The organism is Paenibacillus sp. J22P90, from assembly GCF_059692195.1.
On sequence record NZ_JCAUAY010000001.1, the window covers coordinates 839,304 to 863,536 of the forward strand.

Sequence of the window (24,233 nt, forward strand, 5' to 3'; positions counted from 1 at the left end):
GAAGAGAAATAACATGACTGTAGAAACAAAGCTTCATTTAATCGGAAATGCACATTTGGATCCCGTTTGGTTATGGCGCTGGCAGGAGGGGTATGCGGAGATCAAAGCGACGTTTCGATCTGCTCTAGATCGATTGAATGAGTTCCCTGACTTTGTATTTACTTGTGCTTGCGCGGCTTACTACAAATGGGTTGAAGAGAATGCGCCTGAGATGTTTGCTGAAATTAAGCAGCGTATTGCCGAAGGACGATGGGTCATTACAGGCGGCTGGTGGATACAACCGGACTGCAATTTGCCATCGGGAGAATCATTTGCTAGACACAGCTTATATGGACAACGGTATTTTAGGGAGAAATTCGGTGTCATGGCCAAGGTGGGCTACAATGTGGATTCTTTCGGTCACCATGGCATGATGCCGCAGTTATTGAAGCAAGGCGGAATGGATTACTACGTGTTCATGCGTCCTGGGGCCCATGAGAAGACATTGCCGCATGATTTGTTCTGGTGGGAATCGGAAGATGGCAGCCGTGTGATGACATTTAGGCTCGCGGACAGCTACGGCAATTGGGCGAGCAATGGCATGGAAGATAAGATCATAACCCACAGAAATGTGGCGGTATCCAGCGGTCATGCCTTCATGTCGTTCTATGGCGTCGGTAATCATGGCGGGGGTCCTACCATTGAGAATATTAAGCTAATTCATGAGCTCCAGAAGCGACCTAATCTGGATGACATTCAATTAAGCTCCCCGAATCATTATTTTGCAGAGATGCAGAAGATGGATCCAGATATCCCTGTGATTAAGGATGAAATGCAGATGCATGCCGTCGGTTGTTACTCCACGCACTCCGAATCCAAGGCCACGAACCGCCGAGTGGAGCATCGGATGCTGACAGCCGAGAAGTTTGCAACCCTTGCTAACTTGACGCTTGGTTTACCGTATCCGCTCGAAGCACTTAACCGGGCATGGGAAAATGTGATGTTCAACCATTTCCATGATATTATGGGCGGCTGCAGTATTAAGGAAGCTTATGAAGATGTTCAAGAATTTTACGGTGAATCATTAAGCATTGGGGCAAAAGCGATAAACGCAGCGCTTCAAAAAATATCCTGGTCGATTAACACGATGAAACCAGGTGTCACCTCCTTAAGCAAGGAGAAGGACTGGCAGCTGTGGGAGCAAAATGACCTTGGTTCACCTCTTGTCGTGTTTAACCCCTTATCGTGGGAAGTGGAGGCACCGATTGGCATTAACAAGAAGCTGGCTGGCGTGACCGATGCTGCCGGCAATCCTTTGCCGATGCAAACGATCCGTGCATCCCGAACAAATACCAGTGATAAATGGGATACGTTAATCACGGGGCGAATTCCGGCGTTTGGTTATCAGGTGTTCTGGGTTTACCGGGATAAAGCTTGCGATCCGATGGAGCCAATAGGTGCAGCTCGCGCTGAGGGATGCTTCTTAGAAAATAATAAGCTGTTCGTTGAGATCGATCCAGATACCGGTTATATCAAGCATATCATTGACAAGCTGCATGGTTGTAGAGAAGTACTAGCAGGAGATGGAGCAGTGCCCATCGTCTTGGATGAGAGCCACAGCGATACATGGGGACATGGTTTGACACATTATCGTGAGGAATGGGGACGCTTTTGTAACGCTGAAGTGAAAGTACTTGAAGCGGGTCCTCTGCGAGCGACGCTTAGAGTCATTAGTCACTTTGGAAATTCTGTCCTTAGTCAGGATATAAGCCTGTTACATGACAGTTCTGACTTGCATGTTAAGGTGAAGCTGGATTGGAGAGAGCAGCATAAGATGTTGAAGCTTGCCTTTCCAATCAATGCCCTGCAGCCTCGTGCCGTGTTTGAAATTCCGTACGGTTACATTGAGCGTAGGACGGATGGGAACGAGGTGCCGGGACAAATGTGGGTGAATGTATCTGGAAATGAATCTAGTGCAGTTGAGGGAATTGATCCTTCTGCCGTATTCGGATTATCGCTGATTAACGATACCAAATATGCGTACGACGTGCTGGACAATGAATTAAGAATGACGGTTGTGCGCAGTCCGATTTTCGCCGATCATTTTGGCGAACGTGATGAACAATCGGAATTTATGGATCAAGGCGTGCAGGAGTTTGTCTACATACTCTCGCCTCATGCCGGATCGTGGCAGGATAGCGGTGTCGTACGCAAGGCCTACGAATTGCATACGCCGTTGCAGCAAATATGGGAAACGTACCATGAAGGTAGTTTACCGCAAGTTTCCGAGGGAATTGTGATTTCTGCAGAAAATGTGGTAGCTGTGGCCTTTAAACCAGCGGAAGACGGGAATGGTTGGATTCTACGCTGTAATGAAGCTTACGGAAGAGAAGTGGAGACTGATCTATGTCTGCCCGTCTTAAATCGCAGTTGGCGAAGTACCTTTGGTAAGTGTGAAATCAAAACATTTTTTATACCTGCAGATCAGCACGCAGCCATTCAAGAAGTGAATTTTGTGGAATTAAAAAATTACGATGAGAGTGAGATGTCTTATGAAAATTAATAACCCTAATGGCGTATGGCCAACCATGATTACCTTATACAAGGAGTCTGGCGAAATTGATTTTGATGCGATGGGACGTATGGTGGAATGGTTTATTCAAAACAAAGTGGATGGATTATTTGCAGTATGCCAGTCTAGTGAAATGTTCTTTTTGAGCTTGGAAGAGCGTGTGAAGCTTGCCGCTTTTGTGGTGGAGAAGGCAGCAGGCCGGGTTCCCGTCATCGCTTCGGGGCACATTTCCGATTCTCTGGAAGACCAGGCTCGCGAATTGACAGCAATGTCAGATACAGGCGTTGAGGCCGTGATCCTCATTTCGAACCGCTTAGCTGCTGCAGATGAGTCCGATGACGTGTGGAAGGCTAACGCGCAGAAGCTAATTGATCTCCTGCCGGAGCATATTGCGTTCGGTATCTATGAATGTCCGTTTCCTTATAAGCGTCTTTTAACACCGTCTGTATTAAAGTGGTGTGCGGACACCGGAAGATTTTTCTTCTTAAAGGACACTTCTTGCGATGTGGAGATGATCAAAGAAAAGCTGGAAGCGATTAAAGGATCTTCCTTAAAGCTTTACAACGCCAATACAGCAACGCTTTTGGAAACCTTGAAGCTTGGCGTTGATGGTTACAGCGGGGTCATGGGTAACTTTCATCCAGACCTGTATGCGTGGCTTCTGCATAATTGGGAGAAGCAGCCGGAAGAAGCGCAGCGTTTAAGTGATTTACTAAGTGTAGCTTCATTTATTGAGCGGCAGTTGTATCCGATTAACGCCAAATATTATCAGATGAAGGAAGGCATCAGTTCAAATTACCGTTCGCGTGCGCGAAATCACGATGAATTTACAGCCACGAATAAAGCGGAAGTCGATCAGCTATACCGTCTATCCAAGGAGTTATCGAAGCAATTCTCAGCGGTGGCGACGAGTAATTAACAGAGGAAAGAGGAATAGCCATGCTTCCCAAAAGTATTCATTTAGCAGATAAAAAGCTGGAAAAACGAATTAGTGAATTGGAGCCTTATCGATACATTGAACATCGACCGATACCTAGCTATCAATTCTGGGTGGATCAAGAAGCGGCAGTAGCGGCGATGCCGCCAGAGCACGCAGAGTGGCGTACGATCTCGCTTGGCGAACGATGGAGCGGCTGGGATTTGACAGCTTGGTTAAGAACTGAGATAACGATCCCAGAACAATGGAAAGGGAAGAAGGCACTCGGAATTTTCGATTTCGGTAAAACGGGTGCAGGGCATAATTCAGGGTTCGAATCGCTTATTTTCCTTAACGGAGAACCGTTTCAAGGTGTCGGCGGCAACCATCCGGAAGTATTTCTACCAGAGAAGCTGATCGGGCAGAAGGTTGAGCTGCTGTTTAAGGTTTGGACAGGATTAAACGGTATGACAGGTGATAAGAGTGAGCTGGAGCATAAAATCCAGGTGTCCACGCTTGCTCTTCTGGATGAAGAGACGGACGATCTCTATTACACGGCAAGTGCTGTGTTACAAACGATTCAATTGCTAAACGACAATAGCTGGGAGCAAAAAAGCCTGCTAAGGGCGTTGGATCTAGCTTTTCAGCTCATTGATTGGCGTGTTCCAGGAGATGCAAATTTTTACGCTAGCGTCAAAGAAGCTAATGCCAGGTTAAAGGAAGAGCTGTCCACCATTCCAACCAACAGTGAAGTGACCGTTCGCTGTATTGGGCATACTCACATCGATGTTGCTTGGCTGTGGCGTCTCAAGCACACCAGAGAAAAATCTGCTCGATCCTTCTCAACCGTATTACGTTACATGGAACAATTTCCTGAATACACGTTCTTGCAGACACAGCCGCAATTATACGATTACTTAGAAAAGGATTATCCCGAGCTTTACAGCCAAATCGCCGATCGCATCCAGGAAGGCCGCTGGGAAGCGGGCGGTGCCATGTGGCTGGAATCGGATTGCAACGTTCCTTCCGGCGAATCGCTGGTTCGTCAACTCGTATACGGGATGCGCTTTTTCGAGGAGCGTTATGGCGCCAAATGCGAATATTTGTGGCTTCCCGATGTGTTCGGATACAGCTGGGCGCTGCCGCAGATTTTGCTTAAGGCGGGCTTGCGCTATTTTATGACGACGAAGATCAGTTGGAATGTCTATAATCGATTCCCACACGATACGTTCTATTGGCAGGGGATCGACGGCAGTCAAATCTTGACGCATTTCATCACGACGACCGCTCCGGATGCTGATCCAGGCACTACGTTCTATACCTATAACGGCCTTGTGACGCCTGAGACGGTAACTAGTGTATGGGAGAACTATCAGGATAAAGAGTTGAACCGTGATATGCTGCTTGCCTTTGGGTATGGTGATGGCGGCGGTGGGCCAACACGGACGATGTTGGAGATAAGACGCCGATTAGAACATATGCCAGGCTTGCCGAAGGTCACGATCGGCCGTGCTGACGAGTATTTCAATCAGCTAGAAGAGACTGTAACAAGTTCGGATCGCTATGTCCATAAATGGGATGGGGAGCTTTATCTGGAGCTTCATCGCGGTACGTACACATCGCAAGCGTACAATAAAAAGATGAACCGACATATGGAAAATTTACTGCATGACGCGGAAATGATCTCTACCATTTTAGGCTCACTAGCAGGCTTTGGGCATTATCCTAAGACGCAAATCTATGAGAGCTGGAAGATCGTATTACGCAACCAATTTCACGATATTTTGCCAGGCTCTTCGATTGCGGAAGTATATCAGGATTGCCGGATCGAGTATGCGGAGGCGGAAGCTATGGCAGCGGGAGCGAAATCAGAAAGCTTACAGGGACTCGCAGGTCTTGTTCGCACCGGAACTTCGCCAAGTTGGATCGTCATGAACACCCTTCCTTGGAGCCGCAAAGATCTCATCCAACTCCCATGGGAGTTGCGATTCGAGGGTAAGGTCTGGTACGACGCAGAAGGTCGCATGCTTCAGACACAGAGGGTGAATGATGCCGAGCAAGGTAGCATCCTGATGATTGAAGTAGACCATATTCCAGCCTTCGGGTATACAACGATTCACTGTGAAAACTCTACTGAAGCCAAACCGGTCATGGAGAGTCAGGTTAACGTAACGAGTGGTTCCGCAACAACGCCATATTACGAAATTACATGGAACGATAAAGGGCAATTGACCCGCTTGTATGATAAGCGGATGGGGAGAGAAGTGCTTGCACCAGGCGAAATTGGAAATCGGTTCGACGTTCATGAGGATAAACCGCTTGATAATGATGCTTGGGATATCGACATTTTCTATCATGATAAAGTTCGAAACATTACGAATTTAACTTCGGTGGAAACCATTGAACAGGGTATTCTCCGCACAGTCGTTCGTTTTACTTGGACTTATGAAAAATCAGAGCTCATTCAAGAAATGGTCCTGTATCCGGACAATCCTAGAATCGATTTTGTTACCCAGGTGAACTGGCAGGAACGTCAGCAATTGCTTAAAGTGGCGTTTCCAGTCGATGTCCGAGCGACGGCAGCGACTTATGAGATTCAGTTCGGTAACGTAGAACGTCCAACGCATTGGAATACAAGCTGGGACTTTGCTCGCTTTGAAACTTGTGCTCACCGATGGGTGGATCTATCGGAGCGAGGTTTCGGCGTCAGCTTGTTGAACGATTGCAAATACGGTCATGATGTGCGAGACAACGTGCTGCGGCTAACTTTAATTAAATCAGCGATCAATCCGGATCCAACGGCTGATCTTGGCGAACACCTATTTACGTACTCCTTGCTGCCTCATAACGGAGACTGGTATCAAGCAGGAACGGCGATCGAGGCTCATAAGTTGAACATCCCAACCTCAGCTGCTGAACTCCCTGCCGGAAACAACGATTTGACTAGTTCCCAAGCTCAATTACCAGCTTCACTTAGCTTTTTTGCTTGTGATAGCTTGCATGTGGTCGTGGATACAGTGAAGAAAGCAGAGGATTCAGACGCATGGATCGTCCGCTGCTACGAATATGCTGGTCAACGTGGAACAGTCGATTTCAACTCCTATTTTCCAATCGGAAAAGTGGAGGAAGTTAACCTCATGGAGCGCGAGGCGCAAGTGATGACGCATACAGACAGAGGCTTTGCCGCGTATTTCAAACCGTATGAATTAAAAACGTTCCGTATACTTTTGGCCTAGGACAACTATTCCGTCTTCTTAAAAACGAAGGTCACATCACTCGCTCTACGTTATTGGCGATGTTATGTGGCCTTCGTTCATGCTTAGTCAATATTGGTAAAAGATAACAATCAACGGTGGGGGAAGGATTTCCTTTGGAGTAATCCGAATATTACATAGAGTGAAATGTTACAAAGTCCCTAAGCTGGGATTTGTGGGGAGCGGAGGGTGTAGATTCATTTGAGGGTAGAGATGCTGCGTCCGCATCATACATGGGGGGATTACATTGAATTGGAAACATCTGAAGCAATCGTTGGATAAGAACAGGCTATTTTTTAAGATTTTACTCTATTTTACCTCATTACTAATTCCAATTGTCATTATTGGCATCATCTCTTATTTTAACGCAGATCAATTGATTAAGAAGGATGCCTCTGAGAAGCTTAGAGCGAATATAATGGCCTCTTCCAAAACGATCGATATTTATTTAAGTATGGCTCAAGCAACAAACAACAGCTTACTGCTCAGTGAAACCATTCAGCAATACTTACGACCAGATGCCTTACTTACGGATGAGGAAAAAATCAAAATGCCATCGATTGTGAGAGCAATTGCGGGAAATCGCAATCCAATCAGTCATTTTGTTGATAATATGTTTATTTTTGTGGATGATAAACGCGTGTATTTAAGTGATGGTATTGTTAATTTTGACATTTTCTTTGACAAATTTTATAAATTTGACGAGTACAATAAAGATTTCTGGCGTAAACGTTTACAACAAAGCAGCCTATTCGAATTGTTGAAGCCGACCAAAGTGGTCAACGCTGATATGAATGCTTACCGCGAGGTCATACCGAGTATTACAACCCAATATTTGAATGGACATCTGGCAACGATGGTGACAACGATATCGATTCCGACGATCATGGCTACACTGCAAAATAACTCGATATTCGCAGATACCCACTATCTTGTTCTGGATAAAAACAATCAGATCATTCTGCAAAGCAGCGATATCGATGAGAAAGCGAAACAGGAAATCATTGCTGGATTTTCTTCGGAGGAGCAGAGTACAGGGGCAATTCGGATAGGTGATGAGCAGAACTGGCTAGTTCAAACCACGTCCGATTTTGGGTGGAAGTATTTTTCGATAACCCCTGTGAGTTCATTTAACCAGGAGTCTGCAAGTATTTTTAATTTGATTATTTGGATTTGTATGAGCTTACTTATTATTGGCGTAGCTTTCTCTTTTATTTTTAGTGTTCGCTTATACAACCCGATCAAAAATATTCGAGATATTTTACAAGAAACTGAAAAAGCTGAGGAATGGAACAATGATACACACCACAGCAGCGAGCTTCAAAGAATCGGCAATAGCGTCAATCTATTAATCCAGCAGCATCGGGATGACAATATTAAAATCAACACATTTTCCGATGAAATTCTCGAACAGTTTTTCACCAATTTAATTAAAGGGTATCGAGGTCCACAGCCTTATTCCGTTAACCAAATCTTAAATGAAATCGATTTTAACTCTGGTAGTTATTTATGCTGCTGCTTTATGCTGCAGTTTAGGGATCGATTTTATTATGAGATTGTGGAAGCAGACCGGTTATTAATTTTAGAAAAGATGAAAAATGTGCTTTCGGGCATTATGAAGAAGTACGTGAATTGCTATTTGACAGAATACGAACCTTATTTATATGTGTGCATGGTTAATTTAAAGAGTGAGGAAGACCGCGGCCAATTAGACCAAGCATTAGAGATGGTTAAAACGACTTTTGCTTATGACATGATTTATTGCGAATTAATTATAGGTTTAGGAAAAAAATACGATCAAATCGATGATTATTCGAAATCGTATAGTGACGCAATTACAGCCATCGATAAACGGACGGATTCCTCCAAGATGGTCATATTAGATGCGGATCATTTTGTAATCGATCAGAACTACTATTATTCCTTCCTCGATGAGAACAAAATTGTAAACGCCTTGAAATCGGGTGACATGGGCGGGTTGAAGGTGGAATTGGAATCGATCATTAGCTTGAATAAAGAGAGAGGAGTCTCCTATCATTTCCTAGGGGCTTTGCTTGTTGAGTTCTTTAATACGGGAAATCGCTACATTACGGAAAAACGATTGAGTGTCTACGATTTTCTGGATGCGAATGAACATGCATTTTTAAGCCGAAAGGAGCTCCTGCCTAGTGAGTTTGATGGCAGATTGAAAGGGATTCTTGAATTTTACGATAAAATTATCGCGAAAACGTTATATAAGCCTGAAAGCAAATCTGGCGCGGTGGTTTCCTTCATCACCGATTATATCGAGAAGCATTATGAAAAAGATTTATATCTCGAGGTGATTGCGGGTGAGATAGGTCTTTCCGCGAAATATGTATCCAGAATGTTTAAAGAGTCGACGGGGACGAATATTTCGGACTATATCAGTCTGATTCGGATTGCCAAAGCGAGAGATTTGTTAGCCAATACAGATTTGAAAATTAGCGAAATTGCCGATCAGATTGGCATATTCAGCCGCACCACCTTTCTACGTCTTTTCAAAAAGTATGAAGGCATATCGCCGAATGAGTATCGTAGTGCACATGGGAAAAAGCAGAAATAGGCAATGCTAGACTGTTGGAACAAGAGGGAATATTGATTCATCGCATTGAATGTGGAGAAACGGTTCATTAAACACTATTTTGGTTCTTTCATAGAGAGCCTGCTAGCCTATAAAATAAAATTGCCAGTAACAAATCCAGAATTGTAAGGAGGAACAACGTGGTTATTCACAAAAAAGGGCTGTTAACCGTCTGCTGTTCATTGACCTTATTGGGGAGTTTATTGGCGGGTTGTGGCAGCACAGATAAGCCAAAAGATGCGACAAGCACATCACCAGTTCCTGCCAAACGCTTAACGCTTTCGTGGATGAGATATGAGCACTCTTCGCAAGCGTTAGATGTCAATTCAGTCGTTGTTCAGGAAGTTTTAAAAAGAAAAAATGTGAAGCTTGAATTACAAAGTGTTCCACAAAGTAATTATGAGGATAAGAAGAAGACGCTAATTGCTACAAACTCTATCCCCGACGTAATCATGGTTAATCAAAATGATCTTTCGAATTACGCTGATTTGAATATTTTCCTAGACCTCACACCGTATCTGAATCAAATGCCGAATTTTCAAAAATTGATGAGACAGAAGCCTGAAATCAATAAGACGAAGGTCGATGGCAAGATATATGGATTTCCGCTTGCAACCAAATGGAGCTTGCAGTCGGGTCAGCTTCCGATGATCCGTGTAGATCTATTGACAAAGCTTAACCTGAAGACACCAACGACCTATGAGGAACTCTATCAAGTTCTCAAAAAGCTGAAGGAGGCTTATCCTAGCTCTTATCCTTTTACTAGCCGCGCAGCGAATGGGAAAACAGGAACAGAAAATTTGATCAATCCCATTGCATTCGGTTTTGGCAGTGGATATACCACGATAACTGGTACGAAGGTGTACTATGAGCAAGCGACAAAGCAATATAAATTCGGGCCTTTTTCACCTGAATTTAAAGAGGCGATTACCTATCTTCATAAGCTCTATAAAGAAAAGCTTCTGGATCCGGATTATTCCGTAGCTACCTCACAAACATGGGTGGAAAAATTAAGTACGGGCAAATCTTTCTTTTACCAAGATAATAATGGTTTCGGTGCGAACTTTAATAAAGCACTCCAAGCGAGTGATCCCAATGCCAAATTTGAATTGTTACCTGTTATGGCTAGTCCAAAGGGGGTTAAACGCAACAACGTTTATCAACTTGATCATCTTGGTGAAATGTACGCAATAAGCGCTAAAGTGAAGAATCCTGAAGAAGTTATCAAGTTTATAGACTGGATGTATGGAGACGAAGGGACAAATCTGACAAGCTTTGGTGTAGAAAACGTTGATTATACACTTCCTGGCGGCGAATATCAGATTTCTGAAGCAACGCAAGCGAAGTTTAAAGATAAACAAGATCCTTTCCGGTCGATGCAATCTGCACTTGGAACTGGATACCTTGGTTTAGCGCTTCACTCAGACGACCATCCCCTTGTACCCTCTTCCGCACCGGAACTCATTAAATGGTCTGAAAAGGCAATTAATGATCTTGCGAATGGTATCAATTTCAGAGAAGTCAACGATCCGCCGTTTAATAAAGAAGAACGTGAACGTCTTAAACAGCTCCGCACACAATTAGATGCGTATTTAACGTTGAATATGGATCGATTCATCATCAATGATGGGGCATTAAATGATTGGGATCATTTTATTCAACAATGTAAAGAAAAGGGCGCAACGGAAATTGAACAAATTTATAATACGGCTCTCGCAAGAGTAAGTTAGTAATTGTACTTTTAACTGAATAAACCATGTCCCCTGAGGGGAGATGGCGGCAATTTGTTGTATCTATATTACAAAATTGAACAAACAGTTAAGGAGATGGCGCGTTATGATGACGAATGTAGGGTTCAAACGCTATGCGATTGGTGTTGATTATGGTACGGAATCTGGCAGGGTACTTCTCGTAGATATCGAAAATGGGGAAGAAATAGCAACGCATGTGACCCCTTATCCTCACGGCGTGATGGATGAGCGGTTGCCGAATTCCGATCGATTGTTGGAACCCAATTGGGCTCTTCAGCACCCAGACGACTATATGGAGGTATTAAGAAAATCAGTGCCTGCCGTACTAGGCAGCTCGGGTATTGATCCGAAGCAGGTGATCGGAATCGGCATTGATTTTACAGCGTGTACAGTTCTTCCGATTGATGAGCGCGGCGTTCCCTTATGTTATCAAGAGGAGCTTCGGGATGAGCCTCATGCTTATGTCAAGCTGTGGAAACACCATGCGGCACAGGATGAAGCTAATCGCATTAATGAGACGGCGGAGCGCATGGGGGCTGGCTTCTTAAGTCGATATGGCGGCAAAACATCCTCGGAATGGATGGTGGCCAAGGCGTGGCAGATGCTGAATGAAGCGCCTTCGATTTATGAACAGACACATCGTTTCATAGAAGCAGCGGATTGGGTTGTTCTGCAGATGACATCGAATGCCATTCGAAGCAGCTGTTGTGCGGGTTATAAGGCATTTTGGCATAAAACAGAGGGTTATCCGTCAAGGGATTTCTTTCGCGCACTAGATCCAAGGCTTGAAACATTCGTGGAAACCAAACTTCAGGGAGACATTACATTGCTTGGTTCAAAAGCGGGTGAACTGACCGCTGAAGCTGCAGCGATGATGGGGCTTTATCCTGGAACAGCGGTTGCTGTTGGTATTATTGACGCACATGCAGGTGTTGCTGGCGCTGGGGTCGTACATGCCGGTCAAATGGTCATGGCCATGGGAACATCCTTGTGTCACATGCTGCTGAGTGATAGAGAAATACATGCGGAAGGCATTTGCGGAGTTGTAGAGGATGGGATTATTCCTGGGTTGTATGGCTACGAAGCGGGACAACCGGCCGTCGGCGATTTATTCGGTTGGTTTGTAGAGCAAGGTGTACCAGGCTACGTGAGGGATGAAGCTGCGAACGAAGGCATCAGCGTACATGCTTATTTGGAGAGATTGGCAAGGGAGTTGCAACCTGGACAGACAGGTTTACTTGCATTGGATTGGTGGAACGGCAATCGCTCAGTGCTCGTCGACGCGGATTTGAGTGGCCTCATTGTGGGTATGACCTTGCAGACGAGGCCGGAAGACATCTACCGTTGTCTTCTGGAAGCCGCGGCATTTGGAACGCGGAAAATCATTGAGACCTTTGAGCAAGCAGGAGTTAAGGTAAGTGAATTGATTGCTTGCGGTGGTCTGCCTCAGCGGAATCAGCTGCTCATGCAAATATTTGCTGACGTGACCCGCCGTGAGATCAAGGTGGCCGATTCAACGCAAACTACAGCACTCGGTGCTGCTGTTTTTGGAGCAGTTGCAGCAGGTAAGGAAAGTGGCGGTTATGCGAGTATTGTGGAAGCGGCATCTCGGATGACCCGCGTACGTGAAGAAAGCTATAAGCCAATCGATGAAAATAGTCTTATTTACGATGAACTATATCTCGAATATAACCGTCTGCATGAGCTATTCGGCCGGGGAGGCTGCAATGTGATGAAGACCTTAAAGCGGATTCAGCAAGGAGGGACTGTAGAATGAATGCGATTTTGCGTCTGATGACTACGCGCTATCCAGAGTTAAGTGATTGTTTGCCGGATATTGAAAGGGGATATGAGCTTCTAGCCAAATCCTTTCATCAAGGTGGCAAGCTGCTTTTATGCGGAAATGGCGGAAGTGCCGCAGATTGTGATCATGTTGTTGGCGAACTGATGAAGGGATTCATGTCCAAACGATCGCTGTCTGCTTTGCAAAACGAGCAATTTGAGCGTGAATTCCCGGGAGAAGGTATTGCGGAAAAGCTACAAGGAGCACTGCCGGCGATTTCACTCATGAGTCACTCAGCTTTGATCAGCGCGTTTGCCAATGATGTTGATCCGGACATGATTTTTGCTCAGCAAGTCTACGGCTATGGACGTCGTGGCGATGTAGTAATGGCTTTTAGTACATCCGGTAACTCGCAGAATGTACTCCGAGCCTTGCAAGTAGCCAAGGTGCAAGGGTTGAAAACCATTGGGTTCACCGGTTCTAGTGGAGGTAAAATGAAGTCGCTTTGCGATGTAACGATTCGTGTGCCTTGGGAAAAAACACCGGATATCCAAGAGAGACATCTGCCCATCTATCATGCCTTATGCCGTTTGCTGGAGGAGGCGTTCTTTCCCTCATGACCATACTGGCAGCGATTGATATTGGTGGAACCAAATGTGCAGTGAGTTTGGGGGCTGTGGAGCAAGATCGCGTCGTTATTTTGGAAAAGGTAAAATTCATGACGCCCTCTAATCCAAAAGTGGCTTTGGATGAAATCACAGCGGCACTGGAGACTTTAATCTCCAGGCATTCAGATCTGAAGCCTGCGGCGATCGGCATCAGCTGCGGAGGACCATTAAACAGCCAAGCGGGACTCATTCTCTCGCCACCGAATTTGCCTGGCTGGGATCATATTGACGTGATCACGCCTTTACGTGAGCATTTCGGTATCCCTGTCGGCTTACAAAATGATGCGAATGCTTGTGCGTTAGCAGAGTGGCGTTTAGGCGCAGGGAAAGGCTGTCGAAACATGATTTTTCTTACCTTCGGTACGGGTATGGGCGCAGGGCTTATTCTTAATGGGCAGCTGTATAGTGGAACAAATGACATGGCTGGTGAAGTGGGGCATGTTCGTCTAGAAGCGGAAGGGCCATTGGGCTATGGCAAAGTGGGCTCATTTGAAGGCTTCTGCAGCGGTGGAGGTATCGCGAGGCTGGCGCAAACGATGACGATGAAAGCTATTCAAGAAGGTCAGGCTCCATCCTTCTGTAAGACGATGAGTGAGTTGGCCGATCTATCTGCTGAAAAGGTAGGAAAAGCTGCGCAAGAAGGGGATCCCTTAGCACAGCAAGTATTTCACCTGGTAGGTCGTCGGTTGGGTCAAGGACTTGCGATGTTAGTCGACGTGCTCAATCCTGAAAGAATCGTGATTGGCAGTATTTATGGGAGGCAGCAGGAACTGCTGGAACCCATTGTCATGAGCACATTAAAACAAGAAGCGCTGTCGTTGTCCCTGGCTGTTTGTGAGATTGTGCCAGCTGGATTAGGTGAACAAGTTGGTGATTATGCTGGGTTAGCTGTTGCTATGGACACCTTTGAGAATAAGTGTTGAGTGAAACACAAGTAAGAACCTGATGGGATTCCGTTGGGTTCTTTCTTATCTATATACACCTAAGGAAACTAAAACAGTGTGGAAGCTATGCGGTCCGGGGTCACTATCGATCTCGTTCTAGAACGAGTCAACAACAAAATCGTCCTGAAAATATCCGATACTGGAGTAGATATGGCATAGCGTTATTTGGATCAAAACGGCTGGATTTCACTCGTGTTGATCGAAATAGCATTATTTCAACGCTATTTTCTCGTAGAACATGTGCGTGGAGCAAATAACGTTATGGCAGAGCCTTATTTGGAATCGTATGTGACAAAATCTGCCTAACTCATCTCCGTAAACTCCTGCGGCGTCTGGCTATGAAGATGTCGATCAAATAAGCCCACTAGGCAAAACAAGACGTACAATCCGCGTTGACTTCGGGGAAAAAATGAGCGCATTGCTTAGTTAACCGCCTTCCAAAAGGCGGTTTTTTTTATTTTTATCAAAAAAATACGATCATGCAAAAGACGTCGATACGAATTGCAAAGAAATCAGTACGTGCGAATAGATGAAGATATACGGCATCTCCTTCCTTGAGATAATCTGATCTTACAAGGTCGTACACGATCATAAGTATTGGGGGAATATGATGAGAAGAGCGGTAAAGAAATCATTAGCTAGTGTGATGGCGGGTGTGATCGTCCTCTCTATGGGGATACCAGGTATTGGTGAATTGCCAGCGGCAAAAGCGGCAGCAACCGTGCACGTCAGTGTGAATTACGATGAAGCTGCTACGCCAAAAGACACGAAGCTATATGCAGGGACAACGTACAGCAGCACAGTAGGTGGCTCATGGGGAATTTATACTACGGCGACGGGGACCGATTATCTTTTGATGGAAAAAGCTCCTTCGCGAACGGACTATAGTCTCAAGTTGGTTTCGAATGCAACAAACATGAATACCGGCAGAAACAATTTGGGTGGAACAGCAACAGACAATACCGGAATTTCAGGAAAGCTCGTGTTTGAAGCTACCGTCTACATGAATAGTACGCAGCATCGCAGGGACATTCAATTCAGGAGCTTGAACGCGCCAGTTCCAGCAACAGCAACGACGAACGTATCTGTTATTTCTTTTGATAATACGGGTAAAATCAAAGACGCAAATAATCAAGTGTTGGCTAATTATGAGGCCAATACGTGGTATCGTTTAAAACTGTTTGTTGACAACGCTTCCAAAAAAGTAACTTACTTTGCGAATAACCAATTTTTAGGTGAATCTTCTCTGCCAGCAGCTTGGTTAAATGTAAGACACATTTATCTGTATCAATATTATAAGACTGGCGTGCAAGGGGAGTGGCATGTAGACGATTTGAAGCTCTCTGATTTTGTGCCAGTGACAGGTCTCACTACCTCACATGAAACACTCGAATTGTCTGAAACCACGAGTGCCACCATAACGGCAAGTACGCAGCCAACGGATGCGTCCGATCAACGGTTAGTTTGGCAAGTGGGTGATCCAACAGTAGCAACGGTAACCTACGGCTTGATACAAGCGTTGAAGGAAGGAAATACGACCGTGACGGTTAGCACCTATGGGAATGCATTCACCAAATCCATTCCGATAGCTGTCGTTAAGCCTATCATTTTAGAAAGCATATCTTTACCGAGCCATTCTTCTATAGTCGAAGGGAAGACGCTAACGCTCCCCGTCGTATACCAACCGGATAACGCGACGAACAAAAAGCTGATCTGGAAATCATCTGCTACAAATGTCGCAACGGTAGATACGAATGGAGTTGTCACGGCAAATGCAGCAGGAAATGCCACCATTACAGCTACATCCGAATTTAATGGAGCCATTACAAGCCAGACTTCGATAGCGGTAATGCCATTTATACCTCTTATCAGTGTAAGTTTCACGAATGCGCCGTTACAAATGACGAACTATAACACTTTTCAATTGGAAGCGGCCATTGAGCCAGCTAACGCAACGGAAAAGCAACTAACGTGGGAATCCAATAATCCTAGTGTTTTGCGTGTTGATGCGAATGGAAAGTTATCGGCCTTGAAAGTTGGCACGGCCACCATTACAGCAAGATCGTCTAATGGAAAGCAAGCGTCTGCGACGATTGAAGTTACCGCGCCTGTACTTAGTGATCCGCAAGAATATGACAAGATCCGAATTCGCTGGAAGGAAACGTTAACTGGTAAAGATTCTTTGGACGTTTCAAACCTAGAAGTAAAAGCTAGAATCGATGACGGTGCAGCGAAAGCACAAATGTATTGGGAAAGCTTGCAACTGAATGGTGCCACGACGAAACTATGGCCGGATTTAGTGACTTCCACTACGGATTCTTCCTACGTCATTGAGCACTACACACGCTTGAAAGCGATGGCCCAGGCATACGCAACGAAAGGAACCCCACTGTATAACAAACAGGATTTAAAAGATGATATTGTCCAGGCATTAGATTGGATGTTAGATCATGTATACACCAGCACGGGGGCAGAATTTGGGAATTGGTGGAACTGGGATATTGGCATACCAACGCGATTGGCGGATATTCTCATTTTCATGTATGACGATTTGACGCCTGCACAGATTGCCAGAAACACAGCGAGTATTGATCACTATATTGGAGATGTTAGTTTACCTACGTTTACACAGGTGGGGGCGAATCGTTCGGATATTATGTTGATTGAAACGAGAATGGGTCTCGTGGAAAAAAACTATGATCGTCTTATTCAAGCACGTGACGGACTGACGCCTCTTTTTGATTATGTGACTTCGGGTGATGGGTTCTATGAGGATGGTTCATTTATCCAGCATAGTACGATCGCTTATACAGGTAGTTATGGCGAAGTGCTGATTAATGGCATGGGAAATTTGCTCTTGTTATTAAATGGGAGTACGTGGCAGCCTGTTGTTCCTGGCGTCGAGAATGTGTATCGCTGGATAAATGAAGGATTTGCACCGGTTATGTACAAAGGTCAGGTATTGGATATGACACGTGGACGCGCGATTGTCAGGGAAGGTTTAGATGCCTATGGTTCGGCCAGAAATATTTTAGTGGGCATGTCCCGTATTGCTCAAACAGCTACTGTGGAGAGGGCGGCCTATTTAAAAGGCTTCATTAAATACCACTTCCAGTTTCTTTTGGCTAGAGGGACGACGTATTATCAACTTCCATTGGATTTGGCAGACACGGTAAAAGAATGGGTTGAAGACTCAGCTATCCAGCCTATGGCTGAGCTTCCGACACATTTTGAAATGAATGCGATGGCTCGCAGCGTACATGTCGGCGATGATTATCTGTTCGGAGTCAGTAAAAGTTCGAAGCGAATTTGGACCTACGAGCTAACGAATGGCGAAAATCCGAAAGGCTGGTATACCGGTGACGGTATGACTTATCTGTATAATAATGATTTAGCGCAATACACGGATCACTATTGGGCAACCCTGAATTGGTATCGATTACCAGGAACGACGGTCGTTGTGAGACCTAGAGCATCCGACCAGTACCAATACGGTGATGGGGAATCGTCTCCTGTGAACTCCTGGGCTGGTGGCGCGGTTTTAGGCAAATATGGCGTTACTGGCATGAATTTAATCCAGAACGGCACACAGCTGAAAGCGAATAAGTCGTGGTTTACTTTTGATAATGAGATTGTGGCCCTAGGCTCTGATATTACAAGTACAGATAATAAGAGCGTAGAGACCATCGTAGAACAGCGCAAGCTTACAGATGAGAATACGAATGAGCTTTATGTGAATGGGGAGAAAAAGAGTGGATTCTTCGCTGAGGAAGTGCAGGAGCATCCGGAATGGGTGCATTTGCAAGGCAATGTGGCGGATGCCTATATTGGCTATGTTTTTCCTGGTACTCAGTCGCTTAAACTGATGCGTGCGGAACAAGAGGGCAGATTTTCAGATATTAACCTGAGCAATCCGGTATCTTCAACAGTTCCTTCAACGCTTATTAAAAATAATTATTTGACGATGTGGTTTGATCACGGCTCGAATCCTAGCAGCGCTAGCTATCAATATGCACTCTTGCCTAATGCAACCAAGACCGAAACCTCAGTGTACGCATCGTCTCCGGATTACACGGTTTTGGCCAACACATCCGATGTTCAAGCTGTTCGTGAGAATAAGCTGGGCATGACAGGCTTCAATTTCTGGAAGGATAAAGTGACGACCGTAGACGGCTTAACCGCAAATAGCAAAGCGTCTGTCATGATGAAAGGGAACCAATACTCAGGCATTTATGAGATCGCCGTTGCGGACCCGACGCTAGAGAATAACGGTTTTATTGAATTGGAACTGGATAAACCAGCGCAAAGTATGATTAGCAAGGATGATCGCATTCAGATTTTGCAGGTAAGTCCAAAGTTAAAATTGAAAGTTAATGTACAAGATACGATGGGGAAATCCTTGTTAGTTTCGATGCAGATGGTTCCAGTCCCTGATACGGAGGCGCCGATTTGGGCGAACGGTGCTGAGTTGACAACATCGGATGTGACTTCATCGAAGGTGACACTGCATTGGACACCAGCGGGAGATAACGTAGGAGTGTCAGCGTACGAGATTCAATGGGGAGACCAGCCAGCGGTTTCCGTTGCAGGTCATGTATATGAGAAGCAAATAGAGGGCTTGTTTCCAAATCAATCGTATACCTTCCATGTAAAAGCAAAAGATGCAGCTGGAAATTGGAGTGCTGATTCGCTGGACGTAGCAGTGACCACGTTGGAACTTCCAACGGATCCAGGACAGACAGATCCAGGTCCAACGGCTCCAGAACATACAAACCCTGAACCAATCGTTCATCCTGAAATTGTCATCGTGAAAGACGGTAAAGCTACGTTAGATGTTGAACATGGAACGACTACGGTCTCCGTGCCAACTGCGCAGATCCCGAGTCTTCCGTTGGAGATTCACTTAGAAAACGCTCAAATTACAATTTCTCCTAAGATTCTCGAGGATCTTAAGGCAAAAGTGGATGGTGATGCTAAACAAACCTCACTAGAAATCATAGCGCGTCCTGTTGTGGAGTCGTCCATCACGCATTCAGGCGCAAAAGATCCATTCGCAGGTATCAATCTAGCAAGCCCAGCCATTGAGTTTTCACTAAGCTTACGTTCGGAGAACGGTGAAGTGTGGGCTGCAGATGCACTGCAATCGAGAGTCGAAATTACGCTGCCGTTTGATCCTGCAGGTAAGGATCCTGAACTTCTAGGCGTATATAGCTATGATAAGACGAGGGGGAAGTGGGAATATGTAGGCGGAACGATTGATTTATCATCGAAAGAAGCGACATTCACCACAGATCAACCGGGTATTTACGCTGTATTCGAATATCATAAAAAGTTTGATGATATGCCGCACACGCATTGGGCCTCACGAGCGGTGCAGGTGTTGTCTGCGAAGCATATCATTGAAGGTACGACTCCGGGTGAGTTTAACCCGAATGGCAAAACCACTAGAGCACAGTTTACTGCGTTACTGGTACGTTCTTTGCAGTTACAGAAGCCGACAGCAACGACCACGGCATTCGAAGATGTTCAGCAAGATGCCTGGTATGCACAGGATGTTGCGGCAGCAAGTCAAGCAGGTTTGATCTCGGGAGTGACGAAACATTCCTTTGATCCGAATGCTGAATTGACTCGTGAACAGATGGCTAGCTTACTTGTCAGAGCATATGAGTACGTGCATGGCAGCTATACGGCAAGCCAACGCAAACTTGAAGACTATGCAGATCAAAGCGAAGTTTCTACCTGGGCATTCTATGATGTGAACAAGGCGATCGAACTAGGTATTCTTTCAGGAAACTCGAACGATAGCTTTAATCCTTCAGCGACGGCTTTACGGATGGAAACTGCGGAAGCGTTATACAATTTCCTGATGAAGAAATAACCGTTCTCGAAGATCTAGCCTCAGGCCTAGGTCTTTTATTCGTATATTTCTGCCCTACCACCACACATAATATTCCACATTTTTGGTAATAGTAAGAAAAATTGGGTGGGCAGGAGGGACGAATGTGAAGCTAACGCCATCAGTAACAGAGACGGACCAATATTTTCAGCAGATATTCGCTGATCAAAGCGACTTTAATATAAAACAGCTAGTTATCGGAGAAATCGTGTATCGTATGTATTATTTCGATACGTTAATTGATTTCGCAATCGTGCAAGAATTTATCTTACAGCCTTTACTTCTTCGTCCAGATGCTGCGATCCGAGAAGTTGTCTCGATTCTTGACATTGGGGAAACGGAGCAACTTGATGAAGCCGTTCATGCGATTATGTATGGTAAAATCGTGCTGCAGCGAGGCGGCGAGAGCAAACTTTACCTGCTCGCGGCGGATTTAAAGAAGGAGCGCAATATCAACCTCCCGACGAATGAGCGGGTATTACGGGGTTCGAACGAATCATTCATCGAAAATTTGGAAACGAATCTCAACTTGATGCGCAAGTTGATCAATTCTAAGGACTTCGTCGTAAAGTCATACACGATTGGACGGCTTTCACAGACCAAGGTAGCGGTCATGTACATCAAATCAATTGCGAATGCGACAATGATTGCAGATCTAGAAAAAAGACTGCAAAGCATCGACATCGATTATATCGAGTCGCCAGGATTCATCGACGAACTCATCCGGGATAAGAAATTTAGCTTTTTTCCGCAGTTGCTTATTACGGAACGTCCTGACCGCACACGCTCGTATTTGATGGAGGGGAAGATCGTTGTTTTAGCTGCGGGGACGCCAGACACGATCATTTTACCAGTCACATTCTGGTCTTTTTTTCAAAGTCCTGAGGACTATCAAAACAACTGGCTTGTCGGTACGATCTTCCGCTTATTACGTATATGCTGTTTTTTTATCGCAATTGGCTTACCCGCCCTCTATGTTTCGGTCAGCGCTTTTAATCCGCAGCTGCTTCCAATCAATTTTGTTAATACACTGCAGAGTTCGCTGAAATATGTAACCTTTCCGCCGGTCATTGAGGCGTTATCGATGATGATGTTGTTTGAGATTCTAAGGGAAGCAACAACGCGATTGGCAAGTCCCGTCGGAAATACCATCGGCGTCGTTGGCGGTATTGTCATAGGTACGGTGGTGGTTCAGTCGAATTTGGTTTCGAATACGATGGTTATCGTAGCTTCGTTAACAGGATTAGCTTCGTTTATCATGCCATCGTACGAAATGAGCAACGCGGTTCGCTTGTTAGGCTATCCTGCAGTCCTACTTTCGTCAATCTTTGGGTTGTTTGGCCTTTGCTTCTTCTTCATGATGATGTGTATTCACCTGTGTCACATGGATACGATGGGGCTCCCCTACTATAAACCGCCATTCACGTTTAGCGAAGCGAAAGATACGCTGTTTCGGGTACCGATTTGGAGTCGGCACAAACGTCCAGAAGATACGGCTCGGAGTAATCGAATTAGATTACGCCATCCAAGGAGTTGGAAATGATGAGGAAGGAAGAATCCATCACCGGCAGACAGCTATTCACGCTAGTGATTATGGCGCAGCTCGGAACCGAGGTATTAACGCTATCTCATGTTGAAGCCGAAGTTGCCGGCCATAATACTTGGTTGGCTGTCTTGCTAAGCGGGGTCGCCGCACAATTATGCATTACGTTAATTTGGTGGCTAGGCAGCCGATATCCGACTAGGCATTTTTATGCGTATTTACCACTCATTATTGGTAAACCGCTTGGAGCTTGCATCAATGCTTTGTATGGCATCTATTACGCCATGTCAGGCTTTTTGATTACAATTTCTTACTCCGAAATTTTAAATCGATGGATAATGCTGCTCACGCCAAGGTGGCTAATTATTCTCATGCTGCTCATTGTTTGCGGCTATGCAGCCACGTCAACGTTGAAGAAACTTGCCTTCGTGTCGCAATCTTTTATGATGTTTCCTCTCATTGGATTTCTTCTTGTCGCATTCAGTGGAATTTATGGTATTGAAGTGAAAAATTTATTGCCATTTTTGTCAGGTGGGTGGTATCCGATTATGAAAGGAGTCTATCTCGCTTTTAGCGCGTATGTGGGTTATGATCTGCTGCTGTATGCCTTTCCTTACGTACAAACTAGAGGCAAAGGAAGATTGCTGCTTGCCATGACGTTGGCTAATGCCTGTACCACGGTGTTCTATGTTGTCGTCTGCCTGGTCTGCTCCATGATGTTCAGTGTGAAGCAGCTCAATGTGGTTCAGGAGCCAATCATATTTATTTTGAAAAACTATCACGTACAAGTCCTGCAGAGTATTGATATTTTATTCCTCGTCTTCTATGTATGCATTGTATCGGCTACGATTTATGTGTATTTCTTTATGGCGGCTAAAGCATTCCAGCATCTTCGCAGCCAAGGATTAGGCAAGCAACATGTTTGGGTCTGGGTGATTGTAGCGCTTAGTTTCATATGCTGCTTCTTTCTGTGGAAACAAGATACCATTTTGGAATTTGCCTCCATACAGGATCGAGCATCCCTTATTATGATCGTCATTATCCCGGTGCTGCTGCTTATGATCTCCGGTCTTAGAGGGACTGAAAGGAGCAGGGTATGAAGAAAGTGATGGCTTCACTCCTCTTCTGCCTGCTGTTAACGGGATGCTGGGATGAAGTCCAGCTGAAAAATCAGCTTTTTGTCGATACAATCGGGGTCGATTACGAGGGGGATAGTAAGAAACTGCGTGTGAGCTATGTGATTTCCTCGCTTCGGGAAGCGAATCTGGGAGGGGGTAAACCTTCCAACATTTATTTACATTCCACAGGTAGCAGCCTATATGATACAGTAAGCAATACGAATAAAGAAATGCCTGGTGTGCTTACAACATTGGAAACGAGATTGTATCTAATAAGTACCAGATTCGCCAAAGATCAGCCTCTGAGCTATCTTTACAGTACTAGTCAATTTACTTCCAATCCGTTATATGCCAATTTGGTGATGTACGATGGTGATATTTCCAAACTGCTGTCCAAGTCATCGATTCACAATCAACCCGTATCGGAATTTTTAATTGGCATTTTGGAAGAAGAGAAGTTAAGAGGAAGAGTACCTAACAATAAATTACTCCATTTAATACTCGGAGGAAAAGATTTCATACCTGACTTCGCGCTAAACCGCTTCGAGCCTTATGAGGATGGGGCTCGTCTTGCGGGAGTTTCCTTGTTTAGCGATGGCAAATATACCGGTGTAAACCTAAATAATAAAGATACCCAGTTGGCCATCCTGATGAGTGGGGCTTCAGGTAAAATACAGTTGATCACCTCCGAGCTTGCTGGGCAGTTTTATTCGGTTCTCGTTCAAACTACCAAACAGAAATTCCATATCCATAAAAAAGCTGATGAGCTTCAATCTATTGAAGTCTCATTACTGCTTAACGTTAAATTGGTCGAAGACGGAATTGAATATAAAAAACATACGAAAGATATGCTTAAGGACATGGAAAAGTCCATTGGAGAAGATTTAACAGTGAAGGCAGCCCAAGTCATTGCAACCTTGCAGAGGGCCAATTGCGATTATTTTCAGCTGGGGCATGAGTTGGCGGCCTATCATCCTGAGGTGTATAAAAGAATGAATTGGCGCGAGCAGTATCCGAAAGTCGTTATCAAGCCGCAAGTCAAGGTTAAAATACTAAACACCGGCATACTGGAATAGGAGTGTTTATTTATGCTTGACATTGCGTGGTAACAATCTTTGCTCCATGCCTTAAAGAGCAATAAGTTAACGCTAGGGAAAATTCAAGCACCGCTTGTCCAAGTCGATTTATATAACACAGAAGCTATTCT

12 protein-coding genes are annotated in these 24,233 nt (G+C 45.0%); all 12 read left to right on the forward strand.

All coding sequences use genetic code 11. From position 1 onward, the window contains the following. The first annotated feature begins 13 nt into the window (after window positions 1-13). The 12 genes from AC58UX_RS03035 (at window position 14) to AC58UX_RS03090 (ending at window position 24,102) form a co-directional block, all read left to right on the forward strand. Entirely contained in the window at window positions 14-2,542 is a 2,529-nt protein-coding gene (locus tag AC58UX_RS03035; RefSeq protein WP_497249606.1) for an alpha-mannosidase, read from the forward strand. Beyond that, the gene (locus AC58UX_RS03040; RefSeq protein WP_497249608.1) at window positions 2,532-3,470 is read left to right on the forward strand and encodes a dihydrodipicolinate synthase family protein; all 939 of its coding nucleotides are present in this window, start codon (window positions 2,532-2,534) and stop codon (window positions 3,468-3,470) included. Before AC58UX_RS03035 ends, AC58UX_RS03040 begins: the two co-directional genes overlap by 11 nt. Before the next feature lie 20 nt (window positions 3,471-3,490). Next, window positions 3,491-6,703, forward strand: a complete 3,213-nt coding sequence (locus tag AC58UX_RS03045; RefSeq protein ID WP_497249610.1) for an alpha-mannosidase — start codon at window positions 3,491-3,493, stop codon at window positions 6,701-6,703. A gap of 265 nt (window positions 6,704-6,968) precedes the next feature. Next, window positions 6,969-9,305 (forward strand): helix-turn-helix transcriptional regulator, encoded by a 2,337-nt coding sequence (locus tag AC58UX_RS03050; protein ID WP_497249612.1) that lies wholly within the window; start codon window positions 6,969-6,971, stop codon window positions 9,303-9,305. A 158-nt stretch (window positions 9,306-9,463) separates the two neighbouring features. Further along, window positions 9,464-11,053, forward strand: a complete 1,590-nt coding sequence (locus AC58UX_RS03055; protein ID WP_497249614.1) for an extracellular solute-binding protein — start codon at window positions 9,464-9,466, stop codon at window positions 11,051-11,053. A gap of 109 nt (window positions 11,054-11,162) precedes the next feature. Continuing rightward, window positions 11,163-12,851 (forward strand): ribulokinase, encoded by a 1,689-nt coding sequence (locus tag AC58UX_RS03060; RefSeq protein ID WP_497250034.1) that lies wholly within the window; start codon window positions 11,163-11,165, stop codon window positions 12,849-12,851. Further along, complete coding sequence (locus AC58UX_RS03065) at window positions 12,848-13,477, forward strand: D-sedoheptulose-7-phosphate isomerase (RefSeq protein ID WP_497249616.1); 630 nt, start codon at window positions 12,848-12,850, stop codon at window positions 13,475-13,477. The genes AC58UX_RS03060 and AC58UX_RS03065 overlap by 4 nt, the downstream gene beginning before the upstream one ends. Further along, a complete protein-coding gene (locus AC58UX_RS03070) occupies window positions 13,474-14,448 on the forward strand; it encodes an ROK family protein (protein WP_497249618.1) in 975 nt (324 codons plus the stop codon). Before AC58UX_RS03065 ends, AC58UX_RS03070 begins: the two co-directional genes overlap by 4 nt. Window positions 14,449-15,079: 631 nt before the next feature. Then, window positions 15,080-20,347, forward strand: a complete 5,268-nt coding sequence (locus tag AC58UX_RS03075) for a polysaccharide lyase family 8 super-sandwich domain-containing protein (protein ID WP_497249620.1) — start codon at window positions 15,080-15,082, stop codon at window positions 20,345-20,347. Between the two features lie 124 nt (window positions 20,348-20,471). Beyond that, a complete protein-coding gene (locus AC58UX_RS03080; RefSeq protein ID WP_497249622.1) occupies window positions 20,472-21,908 on the forward strand; it encodes a spore germination protein in 1,437 nt (478 codons plus the stop codon). Next, window positions 21,908-23,008: a GerAB/ArcD/ProY family transporter gene (locus tag AC58UX_RS03085; protein ID WP_497249623.1), complete on the forward strand. Its 1,101-nt coding sequence runs from the start codon at window positions 21,908-21,910 to the stop codon at window positions 23,006-23,008. The genes AC58UX_RS03080 and AC58UX_RS03085 overlap by 1 nt, the downstream gene beginning before the upstream one ends. Continuing rightward, window positions 23,005-24,102 carry a Ger(x)C family spore germination protein gene (locus tag AC58UX_RS03090; RefSeq protein WP_497249624.1) on the forward strand — a complete coding sequence of 366 codons (1,098 nt, stop codon included), beginning with the start codon at window positions 23,005-23,007 and terminating at the stop codon, window positions 24,100-24,102. The genes AC58UX_RS03085 and AC58UX_RS03090 overlap by 4 nt, the downstream gene beginning before the upstream one ends. The last annotated feature ends 131 nt before the right edge of the window (window positions 24,103-24,233 follow it).